The sequence below is a fragment of the Shewanella algidipiscicola genome, assembly GCF_003605125.1.
In the GTDB taxonomy this organism is placed as follows: domain Bacteria; phylum Pseudomonadota; class Gammaproteobacteria; order Enterobacterales; family Shewanellaceae; genus Shewanella; species Shewanella algidipiscicola.
On sequence record NZ_QPQT01000018.1, the window covers coordinates 15,092 to 27,517 of the forward strand.

8 protein-coding genes are annotated in these 12,426 nt (G+C 47.2%); 5 read left to right on the forward strand and 3 right to left on the reverse strand.

Translation table 11 applies throughout. From position 1 onward, the window contains the following. Positions 1 to 180: 180 nt before the first annotated feature. The gene (gene mnmC1, locus DVO77_RS16865; protein WP_119979110.1) at positions 181 to 2,187 is read right to left on the reverse strand and encodes an FAD-dependent 5-carboxymethylaminomethyl-2-thiouridine(34) oxidoreductase MnmC1; all 2,007 of its coding nucleotides are present in this window, start codon (positions 2,185 to 2,187) and stop codon (positions 181 to 183) included. Positions 2,188 to 2,290: 103 nt separating this feature from the next. Between mnmC1 and fabB the strand changes: the two genes are divergently transcribed. Continuing rightward, positions 2,291 to 3,502: a beta-ketoacyl-ACP synthase I gene (gene fabB / locus DVO77_RS16870; protein WP_119979111.1), complete on the forward strand. Its 1,212-nt coding sequence runs from the start codon at positions 2,291 to 2,293 to the stop codon at positions 3,500 to 3,502. A gap of 68 nt (positions 3,503 to 3,570) precedes the next feature. Here the strand turns inward: fabB and DVO77_RS16875 are convergent, their stop codons facing one another. Then, the gene (locus DVO77_RS16875; protein WP_119979112.1) at positions 3,571 to 4,308 is read right to left on the reverse strand and encodes a YciK family oxidoreductase; all 738 of its coding nucleotides are present in this window, start codon (positions 4,306 to 4,308) and stop codon (positions 3,571 to 3,573) included. Between the two features lie 260 nt (positions 4,309 to 4,568). On the opposite strand from DVO77_RS16875, the gene DVO77_RS16880 reads away from it, so the two are divergent. Beyond that, a complete protein-coding gene (locus DVO77_RS16880) occupies positions 4,569 to 7,067 on the forward strand; it encodes a VolA/Pla-1 family phospholipase (protein WP_119979153.1) in 2,499 nt (832 codons plus the stop codon). Positions 7,068 to 7,199: 132 nt separating this feature from the next. After that, the gene (sohB, locus tag DVO77_RS16885; RefSeq protein WP_110456097.1) at positions 7,200 to 8,231 is read left to right on the forward strand and encodes a protease SohB; all 1,032 of its coding nucleotides are present in this window, start codon (positions 7,200 to 7,202) and stop codon (positions 8,229 to 8,231) included. 354 nt (positions 8,232 to 8,585) lie between these two features. Here sohB and DVO77_RS16890 read toward each other — a convergent pair whose 3' ends face one another. Beyond that, positions 8,586 to 9,155 (reverse strand): arylesterase, encoded by a 570-nt coding sequence (locus tag DVO77_RS16890; RefSeq protein WP_119979154.1) that lies wholly within the window; start codon positions 9,153 to 9,155, stop codon positions 8,586 to 8,588. Between the two features lie 58 nt (positions 9,156 to 9,213). On the opposite strand from DVO77_RS16890, the gene DVO77_RS16895 reads away from it, so the two are divergent. Further along, positions 9,214 to 9,951: an ABC transporter ATP-binding protein gene (locus tag DVO77_RS16895; RefSeq protein WP_110456096.1), complete on the forward strand. Its 738-nt coding sequence runs from the start codon at positions 9,214 to 9,216 to the stop codon at positions 9,949 to 9,951. Further along, complete coding sequence (locus DVO77_RS16900; RefSeq protein WP_119979113.1) at positions 9,951 to 12,401, forward strand: ABC transporter permease; 2,451 nt, start codon at positions 9,951 to 9,953, stop codon at positions 12,399 to 12,401. The genes DVO77_RS16895 and DVO77_RS16900 overlap by 1 nt, the downstream gene beginning before the upstream one ends. The last annotated feature ends 25 nt before the right edge of the window (positions 12,402 to 12,426 follow it).

Here is a 12,426-nt window from a genome sequence, read left to right on the forward strand (position 1 = left end):
TCACCTTAATTGTTAACTTAGGCCCTATCTGTTTTATGTTAGCCATGTTGCATAGCAAGCTTATTTAGCCTTACGTAATCCATTGCTGTTACTATTCACCAAAAATATATCCAATAATATCAGCTGTTTACCCCGTCACCACCATTCTTACTTTATTTACTTACATTAAGTAACCTGATTTCACATCAGAGCTTTGCCCTTGATTAATTTTCTCATCCACATACGGTTAGGGTTCAACAAGCCTAAAATGGGTGTCGTGGTCGGGATCAATTCGCCGCACATTTGCGCCGCTAGCAGCTCTGCCGCTAATGGGCCCGAGGTCAGACCGCGCGAACCCAACCCTCCTAATATAAAGAGTCCATCGTGGATCGGTGCCTGGGTATGTTGCCAATACTGCGCACTCGATTTGGTGTGCTGCTGGGTTTGGTAGGTGTCGATGATGGCATCATAATCTGGCGCGCAGCCCATCATAGGGGCGTGATCTCGGGTCACCATGCGCACGCCCACGCGGGCGCTATGGCCGCTAATATCGACATCTTGAGTCCAGTCAGCTTGGTAACTGGTGCGTATTTTATCTAAGTTATCAAACTGTTCGGTCGCACTGTAATCTAGGTTGTCGGGATCTTTAATATAGCTAGCCCCAGTGCAATGCAGTTCGTCATGGGCAGGCGTTAAGTAGCCGTGAGAGCACAATACCGTAGTGAGCTTTTTAAGCGCAAAGCGTGATGGAATATGGCTGACTTGCCCCCTAAAGCCGCTGATCGGCAGTTGTGCGGTTTGTGAGAAATCGGTTAAGTGGCGACCATTGGCCAGAACCAGGTTGGCAAATGGCCCAAACGCTTGTTGCTTATTACCCACTTGTGCGTTGATGTACCACTGTTCATTACGCCGCTCAATGGCGGTCACTTGGGTATTAAAGTGGCACGTCACATCACTGAGTGTTGTGGCTTGTTCTATGGCGGCGGTGGTCAGCTGCTGCGGATTAACCCAGCCCCCCAAGGGGTAATAGATAGCGTCTATGCCTATCTCTATCCCTGCGATAGCACTGGCTTGGGCGCCAGTCAGAGGCTTGGCGATGGCGTCGGCCCAGGCTCTGGCGGTGATGATTTTATGCAAGCGCTTGGCACTGCGAGCATCATGGCCTGTTTGTAAGACACCACAAAAATCATGATTAATGTTATACCCTTGCTTAACCAGAGTATTAATCCGCTGCCGACTAAACAGATATCCTTGCAGAAAAAACTGGCTCAAGGGGCCATCTTCAGGCGTCAGTAGCGGATAGATAGCCCCCTGTTTATTACCAGAGGCCTGTTGGCCTGGGGCGTTATCCATGCAAAACAGCGTCAGTGCCTGACCACGCTCGGCAAGTGATAAGGCCAAGCAGCCACTGGCCACCCCACCGCCGATAATGGCGGTATTACCCTCTGTGGCACTTTTGAGTGGATTATAGGCAAAGGTTTGTTGCTGCTGGTAACGTAATGCGGCGCGCTCTTTTTTAGCAATATCGAGACTGACTGGATCGGGATGGCTAAGGAGCGTCATTTCACTGAGCGGTTCTAGCGGCCACTGTAATAAACGAAAGCCACAAAGCTGGGTGACGTTACTCAGCTGTTGCTGCATCGAGGCACTGAGTGATCCATTAGGCGAGGCCGCCAATATCACGCTTGCGTCATCATCGGATAATCTTGCGAGTTGCCATGCTAACGGGTGATCTAATTTAGGGGCTTGGGTGTTACTGAACATCCAAGCGCCAAAGGTTTGCTCAGCATTGGTGAGTTGTTTTAATGCTTGAATGGTTTGGCCAATATGCACATCTATCGATAAGGCACCATCGAAGCCAATAACCCGATGACAGCCAGCCACTGCCGATATGCCGATGTCATCAAGCTGCTGTACAATGACATCAAATGGTTGGCATAGCTGCGCCAGCGAGTTTAAATCACTCGCCTGTGCAATAAAGTAGTGCAACCTCAATGGGCTTTGTAGAGGTGTATGGGCGATATAGCTAAATAACTGTTTGATGACACACTCAAGCCCTGGCCCTATGATACCTAGCATCATAGGCAGGCGTGTTGTACGGTAAAGACGTGCCACAATTGATTCAATGACACTTTTATTTACACAAATTGGGGTTTTATTTTCAGGTTCGTTAGCCAATGATTTTACTCTGACGATGATATTAGGCATTATTTTACCTGCCTTTATGGAAAGCTGACCACTTAATTGCGTTAAAAGCGCTACTATTGGCCCAGCAAAATTGGTACTAAACGTACGGAATGGACAGTAAATAATGAAAAGAGTCGTGATCACCGGACTTGGCATAGTTTCAAGTATTGGTAATAACAAGCAAGAAGTCACCGAGTCACTCAAAGCAGGTCGTAGTGGAATCACCCATTCAGATCAGTTTGAAGAAATGAAGCTTCGTAGCCATGTTTGGGGCGACATTAAGTTAGACCCGAAAGAACATATTGATCGTAAAGCACTGCGTTTCATGGGAGATGCCGCAGCTTATGCGTACATTGCCATGGAGCAAGCGATTAATGATGCAGGGCTAACAGAAGAGCAATACTCACATCATCGCGTTGGTATTATCGCAGGTACGGGCGGCGCATCATCGGCCAACCAGGTACAAGCTGCTGATACCCTGCGTGAAAAAGGCGTTAAGCGCGTTGGCCCTTACATTGTGCCACGTATTATGTCGAGCACGGCTAGCGCTTGCCTTGCAACTCCATTCAAAATTAAAGGCATGAACTATTCAATTAGCTCGGCTTGCGCTACCAGTGCGCACTGTATTGGACATGCGGTTGAGCTTATTCAGATGGGCAAACAAGATATGGTGTTTGCTGGTGGTGCTGAAGAGGTTGATTGGACTTTGACTATGGGCTTTGACGCCATGGGCGCACTATCGACTAAGTATAACGACTGCCCAGAAAAAGCCTCTCGCACTTATGATGCTGACCGTGATGGTTTTGTTATCTCTGGTGGCGGTGGAATCGTGGTCGTTGAAGAGCTTGAGCATGCGCTGGCGCGCGGTGCAAAAATTTATGCCGAAGTGGTGGGTTATGGCGCATCATCAGATGGTTATGACATGGTTGCGCCATCAGGCGAAGGCGCAGTGCGTTGTATGCAAATGGCACTTGCTGATGTCGATACTCCTATCGATTACATCAATACCCATGGTACATCGACGCCAGTAGGAGATATGCGTGAGCTAGAAGCATTAGCCGAAACCTTTGGTGATAAGCTTCCACCGATAGCTTCTACTAAGTCACTGACGGGCCATGCTCTCGGAGCCGCTGGTGTACATGAAGCGATCTACAGCCTTATTATGATGGAAAGCGGCTTTATCGCGCCGAGCATCAATATCGACAACGTCGATGAAAAAGCGAAAGATATGCCGATAGTGACTGAATATCGTGAAGCAGAGCTAAATACCATTATGAGTAATAGCTTTGGGTTTGGTGGTACCAATGCCACTTTAGTGATGCGTAAATATAAATAGAGCATTTTTTTATAGTTTATGCACAGAAAAGGGAAGCGCAAGCTTCCCTTTTTTATACTTCAATCAGGCTACTGAGCGTTAAATTGTTGGCCTGTGATGTCACTAGAGTCATCACCCATTAAGTATAAGTAGGTTGGCATGATCTCTTCTGGGGTTTTCAATGTTTGTGGGTTTTCTGCTGGGTAAGCGTTAGCGCGCATACCTGTGCGAGTCGCCCCAGGGTTGATGCTATTGGCGCGCAGTGAAGTGCCGTGGTATTCATGGGCAATGGATTGCATCATGCCTTCGGTGGCGAATTTTGAGATAGCATATTCGCCCCAAAATGCACGTCCCTGACGGCCAACACTACTTGAAGTAAAGATGAGAGATGCCGATGGCGCTTTTTTCATCACGGGTAATAACGCCTTGGTCATCATGATCTCGGCGACCACATTGACTTGTAGTACATCTCTTACCGAATCGAGTGAGATATGCTCAAACGGGCCTAACACCCCTAATAAGCTGGCGTTGTGTAGTAAACCATCTAGGTGACCGAATTGCTGTTCGATGGTTTCGGCCATATCGATATAGTTCTGTTCGGTGGCGCCTTTCAAATCTAATGGCACAATTGCAGGTTTTGGGTAACCAGCTTGTTCAATTTGATCATACACGGCTTCAAGTTTTTTGACCGTTTTGCCTAATAAGATCACCGTGGCACCATGCTCAGCGTATGCCAGTGCAGCTGCGCGTCCAATGCCATCACCTGCACCAGTAACCAAAATGGTTTTATCTTTAAGTAAATCTTTTGCTGCCTGATATTCCAACATGAGTTAATTTTTCCTATTAGCGGAATTACCCGCCATTTCTATGATTTATTACAGTCAAAAACGCTTGTTTAAAACAAACGATTAAGTTGTGACCTTTTATCCCGGCTTTAAATGTGACAAAGATGTAGCTAACTCAATAATTTTACGTTAACTTGAGCTGAGATAGGGACTTAAAAAGTCCTAGGGGTCACGCAAGGAAGACTATTGTGACCAATTTTTGGGGAAAACAAAATTATTACAACAAGATTTGGGGAAAAAAGATGAAAAGACTCTTTTTGGGTGTCGCAATAGCATCCGCGTTAGGAATGACAGGTTGTAGCGAAGATAGTGTTGATCAACTGGCTGATAAGACCGAACCGTTGACACCTCAATCCACGATAGTATTTGATCCGGCTAATGGTGCTGTGCCGTTACCTAACGATTTGCTTTTTAGCGGCACACTTGATGGTACTATCACTATTCCTAAAAGTTCAGATCCCGATGCTCCAAGTGAGGCTAATGGTGATTATACCGATGCCACCATCGCCATTGGCGCATTAGATGGGTGGTCTACCACATCGCCAATTTCGATTAATGTTGCTCTGGCAACTAATAATGATGGCGCGGCACTGACTTTAGATGCCGCCTCTGTTGCTCAGCCAGGCGCGGTGCGATTGTTTGAAGCGACGGTCGGAGGACCACTCTCAAACGATCCAGAGTGCCAAGCTGCGGCATCAGCATCTGCCTGTAAAGTGGGTGATGAGCTGCAATTTGGTGTTGATTTTGTGACGACCACATCGGGTAGCACCATTGCGGTTATTCCGCTTAAACCACTTAAAGCAAACCAATCTTATATTTATGCTACTACTAATCTTATTCAAGATTCAGAGGGTCGTGCGCTTGCGCCGTCTTCGACTTATGGCTTATTAAAGCTCGATATTGAAACTAAGCCCTTAGAGACGCCTGAGCAGTTAATGTTGCAAGGTTTAGTCAATAGTTACGAAAAAGGCATTGCAGCGGCCCATGGTGTTGACTCTTCGAGTATCAGTTACTCAGCTTTGTTTACCACTCAAGCGATCAGTGATGTTTATGAGACGACCAAGTTATTGATGCTACAAGAAGGCTCGCCTTATGCGCCCTCCATTACTGTCCCCAAGCCACACCCGCTAGGGTTAACAGTTGCCCAAGCGGCAGGCTTAACGCCTGCTGACGGTCTGGCTTATGTGGTGTCGAGTCTGGCGGATGTGTATGTTGCCGAGTTGTCATTACCGACTTACGGTAGTTGTAATTCGGCGTTCTGTAATGGGATTGATGGTTATTGGAAAGCCGTTGGTGACAGCCCTGTCTCTGTGCTGTTAGCGCTTCAATCTGGCACCATGAGCCAACAAAACTTTGGCGCGCAAGCGGTAGCACAGGGTATCGATCCGAGCCAAGCGTTAGGTAATCCAGCGTTGCTTGCAGGCAAAACGTGGCTGCTCGATGATGGTACGGCTGCCGATAAAGCCAAGCATTTGACTAAGTTTAACCCCATTCCAGTGCCGACAGGCCGTGAAACGGTCCCCGTGTTGATCTCTATGCCAAATGCACAACGATTGGCTGCGTTTTATGCCGATCAAGGGCAGACTTTTACTGCGCCGACTGCTGGTTGGCCGACAACGATCGCTATGCATGGTTTAGGTGGTGGTAAAGAGATGTCACTTGCCTATGCCGGGAGTTATGCTGCCATGGGAGTTGCGACTATAGCCATCGATATGCCGCTACATGGTGCACGGTCATTTGATGCCAATGGTGATGGTACCTATGAGGTGTCAGCCACTGATCCCTCTTTTGGCGCCGTCGTTGGTACACCTGATGCTTTTGCCAAAGGTGATCCACTGGTCTTTATCAATATCAACAGTACCTTATCGGTACGTGATAATTTCAGACAAGCAACTGTTGACCATTTAGGATTGCGCGCCGCGCTTACTGGTTTAGCGGGTGGGCTTGCCGCTGCTCAGGCACCACAGATGTTTGATATTACCCAAATTAGTGCCCAAGGCCTGAGTTTAGGTGCAATAGTGGGAACTGACTTTGCCACTTATGCCAGTTCGGGCTTGACTCATCCTAATGGCATGGATTTAAGCTATGTACATAAACTCAATGCCGTTTCGCTAGTTGCGCCTTCGGGGGGATTTGCCGGAACTTTCATTGGTTCAGCGACTTTTGGTCCTGTGCTGTTTGCGAACATTACTGCCAATGAGACATTCCAAGCGTTAGTCGATGCGGCTAATACCGCTGGTTATGAGCCAGGTAGCGATGAATATCTGGCTTTGGTCAAAACCGTATATGGCCAATTTATACCGACATTTGCCTTTGCAGTGCAAACCGTAGTTGATGGTGCCGATCCTATTAACCATGCCGCTGCGCTAAAGGCGAGTGGTTTACCTGTCCATTTGATTGAAGTGACGGGGGATGAGAGCAATTTACCGGATCAGGTGTTGCCTAACGCAGTTGAGAACTTCCCTGTATCAGGTACAGAGCCGTTGATTGCCAACCTAGGTCTTGAATGCGTCGATAGCACGATTCAAGGCTCAGGCGCGGTGCGCTTTAGTAAAGGTCATCATAGCTCTATCGTCAGCCCAAGTGAGATCCCAGGTGTCACAGATGGTAAAGCGGCTGCTGCGACGGCCGAAATGCAGCAACAAGTGGCCACCTTTGCATTAACTGCGGGTAAACAGCAGGCTACTGTCTCGATCAGAGATTCGTCTGTAGTCCAGCCTTGTGTGGGCATCGCCCAATAGCAGTTTAAATAATTGAAGAAAAACCCAGCAAATGCTGGGTTTTTTTATTACTGCATTTGTTATTCAAAGTAGTACTGATAGAATAACCGCCACATTTTTAGTGTAGCGACAGAGCCTTAAACGGAGTTGATTTTGGAATTTTTGTACGAGTATGGATTATTCCTTGCCAAGGCAGTAACCATTGTTATCGCCATTATTGCGGTAGTGGTAGTGATATTGGCGTCTGCGATTAAACAGAAAGCGGATAAAGGAGAGTTAAACCTCACTAATTTGTCTGAAGAGTTACAGTCGTTAAAACACGATTTAAAAGAAGAGTTGTTGTCAAAGAAGCAGTTTAAGGCTTACGAGAAGCAATGTAAGGCGCAAGAGAAAGCAAAAGAGAAGGCGGAGAAAAGCCACCAGGATACCCCTGTAGAACCTAAAGTCTTTGTTATCGACTTTAAAGGCAGCCTTGATGCCAGTGAAGTTGCATCACTACGTGAGGAGATCAGTGCTATTTTAACCATCGCCGAAGCGGGCGATGAGGTGGTGGTGAACGTTGAAAGTGGTGGCGGTATGGTCCACGGTTACGGTTTGGCATCGAGTCAGCTTGATCGATTGCGCAGTGCAAATATCCCTCTTACTATCTGTGTGGATAAAGTGGCCGCGAGTGGTGGATACATGATGGCATGCGTTGCCGATAAGATTTACGCGGCTCCGTTTGCGATTGTGGGCTCCATTGGTGTGGTGGCTCAGATCCCTAATTTTAATCGATTACTGAAAAAGCACGATATCGATTATGAGCAACACACTGCGGGCGACTTTAAACGAACTTTGACCCTTTTTGGTGAAAACACTGACGAAGGCCGTGAAAAGTTTCAACAAGAGTTAGAAGAAACTCATGTATTATTTAAAGATTTTATCGCCAAATATCGACCCCAGTTAGATCTTGATAAGGTGGCAACGGGTGAGCATTGGTATGGCCAGCAAGCCATTGCATTAGGACTTATCGATGCGTTATCCACTAGCGATGATGTGATTATGGATCTGGCTAAAGATAAAACCGTGATTAAAGTGCGTTATCGATTGAAGAAAAAGCTGGCAGATAAAATTGCTCATGCAGCATCGCTTTGTGTGAATGCTGTTTTTAATCGTATGGCTGAAAAAAACCAACCTATGAGTTAATCGCTAGTGTATAGGTCAATGTTTAAACCCGCTTTTTAGCGGGTTTTTTATTGTCTTAATGTCCTGTTTGACCTAAAACGCGTTATAGCCTTTGGCTTATACCGAGCTTAATCATCATTGCCTTGTGCTAAAGCATTTAACGTTAAAATAGGCAGTAGAGAGAGTTTGTTGTTTGGGAGGATATCCATGCGACAAATAAGTTGCTGTATTTTAATGAATTATAGCTATACACTCACACATAGTGTTCAGTGAACTTTAATTACAAAAGTACATTTTATTGACTGCAAAGCTGTGGCTTGGTTCTTTAAGGCGTTGTCTTTAATGCCAATGCAAGCCACAGTGAAATGATTGATCCTAAAGTGGCGTAGGCTGCGTATCTAAGAGCCAAGGCTGAACAAAATCGGCTATCTGCGCTTGAGCAGCTTGGTTAGGATGGATACCATCGGCCTGCATGAGGTCGGGGTGTATGGCAATATCTGTCATAAAAAAGGGCATTAAAGTCACTTGATGCTCTTTAGCTAAGTCTTGATAAACTTGAGTAAATATTTGGGCATAACGTGGCCCATAGTTAGGTGGTACCATGACTTCACTTAACAGGACTTTAGCGCCTGCTTGTTTACTCAGGCGGATCATTTCGGCAAGATTGGTTTTTAGCTGCTTGGGTGAAAAACCGCGCAGACCGTCGTTACCACCAAGTTCGATAAGCACCAGTTTGGGTTGAACCGACTTAAGCAGTCCCGGTAGTCGACGAAGGCCACCTGCGGAGGTTTCTCCGCTGACAGAGCCATTGACTATGGTTGTATCTGGCATTTTTTGTTGTAACAGATGAACCCAGCCCTGGTCTCGTTCCATGCCATAACTTGCGCTTAGGCTATCACCTAGTATCAAGATTGGGTTAGCATGGACTGGAAGCATATTGAGCATCAGACCGAGACCAAGCAGTCGCAACACAACATTTAAGCGAAGGATGAATAAGGATTTTATGTCAGATAATAGCGCTATCACGGTAAATAATCTCATTAAGTCAGTGGCTACCCAAGAGGGAGAGCTTACTATCCTCAACGGCATCAACATGGATGTCAAGTTAGGCGAAAGTGTGGCGATCCTTGGCCCCTCAGGATCGGGTAAATCGACCTTGCTTGGGTTACTGGCGGCATTGGATTCACCAACGTCTGGAGAGATATTCCTCGATGGTGAGGCACTGCATGGCCTTGATGAAGAAGGTAAGGCGAGACTGAGGAAGGAAAAGGTTAGCTTTATCTTTCAATCATTTATGCTAGTGGATACTCTTAACGCATTAGAAAATGTGATGTTGCCTGCCGAGTTATCGGGAGTTGAGTGTGCCCGTGAAAAAGCCGAAGCTATGCTCGATCGCGTTGGTTTAAGTCATCGTTTAACCCATTTTCCTAACCAATTATCGGGGGGAGAGCAGCAACGTGTCGCGATTGCGCGGGCATTTATCTGCGAGCCTAAGGTGCTGTTTGCCGATGAGCCTACGGGGAATCTTGATGGGGCTAACAGCGACAAGGTCGCGGATATGTTATTCGAACTCAACCGTGATAGTGATACGACCTTGATATTGGTTACCCATGATCTGCAGTTGGCTAATCGCTGTGAGCGTCAATTTATTATGCAAGCAGGGCTGTTAACTGAGCCAGATGACACGCTGCAATCCGATCCCCATGAGTCAGGTAAATTGGCATCGATGGAGGCAAGTTAATGGAGATGCGCATTGCATGGAAGTTATTTAAGCGCGAGCTGTTTCAGGGCCAACTCCTGCTGATCATCTTAGCCATTACTCTGGCCGTATTATCGGTGACAGGGCTTGCAAGGGTAAGCGAGCGATTACAAATTGCCATCAATGGGCAGGCGTCTAAATTTATTGCCGCCGACCGTATTATCAATTCGCCAACGCCCATCGACAGTGAGATTTTAACCATAGCGAGCAGCTTAGGGCTCGCGCATGCTCAGAGCATGCAGTTCAATTCTATGGTGTATGCTAACGACAATTTTCAGCTGGTAACCGTCCGTGCGGTAGACTCTAAATACCCATTAAAAGGCCAAATTGAGTTAGTCGATGGCGTGACCCATACCTTACCGCCAGCCGACACCTTATGGTATGAGACGCGTCTGGGTGGCATATTAAATTCCCCCAGCTCACTTGAGATTGGTAATGCGGAATTTCGCCTTGGCGCCGAGATTGCGCGTTTACCTGATGCTGGTTTCAACCCTTTTGCTTCGTCACCTGTGGTATTGATGCGTCTTGACGACGTGGTGAAAACCGGGGTGATTCAACCGGGCAGTCGAGTCAGTTATATTCATCAGTTTGCGGGCGATGCCGATAAGCTTGCCGTGCTCGAAGAGGCCGTTAAACCACTGCTTAATAACAGCCAGCGTTGGGTCGATGTGCAATCGGGCGACTCTCCCATTGCCAGTGCGGTGAAGCGGGCCGAGCGATTTTTGCTTTTGGCCAGTTTACTGGGTATCGCACTGGCCTGCGCCGCTATTGGTATCGCTGCTCAGCGCTATTGTCAGCGCCATTTTGACGTCGTCGCCATGCTGAAAACCTTCGGCGCATCGAGTCAGCAAATTCGAGTGCTATTTGGTGTTCATCTCTTACTTGTCACCAGTCTTGGCATTATTTTAGGGCTACTCGGTGGACTCGCACTTGATGCGATGTTAACCGCTTATTTACCCCAAGCTATTGCCGAATATGATGCGCCATTGGCTCGGCCACTGTTATTGGGTGTGGCGACTGGACTCATTTCGGCGTTTATGTTTTCGGCTTATCCGTTGATGCGTTTGTTATCCATACCACCATTGAGGGTGTTACAGCGACAACTTGAAGGCGTGCAGTTTGGTATGTGGCTACACCTGCTTTTGAGTGTCGGTGCCATGGCTTTGTTAGGTTATCTGTATTCGCAAAGTCTCGCCCTGACCATGACGGTTGTTGCCGGTGTATTGTTGTTAGGAATACTGTTGAGCCTATTTGGTTTTGTGCTTATCAGTGCAGGTCATAGCGTCGGCATGAAAACCACTAATCCGATGCAATTGGCACTAGCAGGTCTGCGCCGTCGAGCGAAGCAAAATGCGGTACAATTGGTGGGATTTAGTAGTGCATTAGTACTCTTGTTAACGATAATTGCGTTGCGCCAAGACCTGCTCGATGAGTGGCAAAAGCAACTGCCGGAGGGGTCACCTAATTACTTTTTAGTCAATATCGCTCCCGATGAACAGCAACCCCTTAATGACTACTTTAGCCTAAATGCGATTAAGGCCACCGATATTTATCCTGTGATCCGTGGACGTTTGGTGCAGATCAATGGCGAAGACTTGATTTCATCGGATCAAGCCGATGCGGGTAATGAGGGTAGAGTGGGGATATCTCGAGAGCTCAATCTGACCTGGCGTGACAATTTACCCCCAAATAACGATCTATTATCGGGCACATTTAATCAAGCCAGTGATGAGGTATCAATTGAATCAGGCGTCGCAGAACGTTTGGGCGTTGATTTAGGCGATGCATTAACTTTTGAAATAGACAATCAAAGGCTCACGGTGAACATTGCCAGTATACGTGCGGTGCACTGGGAAACCCTACAACCCAACTTTTTTATGATTTTTACCCAAGAGGCGTTAGCGCCCTTTGCATATACCTCCATGGCTAGCTTTTATCTTGAAGACAACCAAAAACATCTGGTGCTTGAGTTGATTAAACGCTTTCCAACCGTGTCGATTATTGATGTGGGCGCCATGGTTAAGCAGTTGCGTGAGATCATCGACCAAGTGTCGTTATCGCTCACCTTAGTGCTGGTACTGGTGTTACTTGCGAGCAGTTTAGTGATGGTGGCACAAACGGAAGCGGGCATGGCAACGCGCCAACGCGAACTTGCCGTATTAAGGACGTTTGGCGCATCGGGCTGGTTATTGCGCATGGCGACCGCACTTGAATTTGCCTTATTAGGGCTAATAGCTGGGGTGATGGCTGTGGTTGTGGCCGAATTCACCTTGTATCTGTTAAAGACCCAAGTGTTTGAGCTCGTTGTGTATATGCATTGGGATTGGTGGGTATTAGCGCCACTGTCTGGCGCCGTTATTGTGGCTCTGCTCGGCACATGGCGTTGCCGGCAGTTACTGCAAAAGTCGTGTGGTGAGTTACTTAAAGCTTAATAAACAACAGAGGCCAGTGACCCAT

Excerpts from the sequence above, each read along its gene's own strand:
- DVO77_RS16900 (WP_119979113.1), top strand. The coding sequence starts at position 9,951 with ATGGAGATGCGCATTGCATGGAAGTTATTTAAGCGCGAGCTGTTTCAG.
- fabB (WP_119979111.1), top strand. The coding sequence starts at position 2,291 with ATGAAAAGAGTCGTGATCACCGGACTTGGCATAGTTTCAAGTATTGGT.
- mnmC1 (WP_119979110.1), bottom strand. The coding sequence starts at position 2,187 with ATGCCTAATATCATCGTCAGAGTAAAATCATTGGCTAACGAACCTGAA.
- DVO77_RS16895 (WP_110456096.1), top strand. The coding sequence starts at position 9,214 with ATGTCAGATAATAGCGCTATCACGGTAAATAATCTCATTAAGTCAGTG.
- DVO77_RS16890 (WP_119979154.1), bottom strand. The coding sequence starts at position 9,155 with ATGCTCAATATGCTTCCAGTCCATGCTAACCCAATCTTGATACTAGGT.
- DVO77_RS16880 (WP_119979153.1), top strand. The coding sequence starts at position 4,569 with ATGAAAAGACTCTTTTTGGGTGTCGCAATAGCATCCGCGTTAGGAATG.
- DVO77_RS16875 (WP_119979112.1), bottom strand. The coding sequence starts at position 4,308 with ATGTTGGAATATCAGGCAGCAAAAGATTTACTTAAAGATAAAACCATT.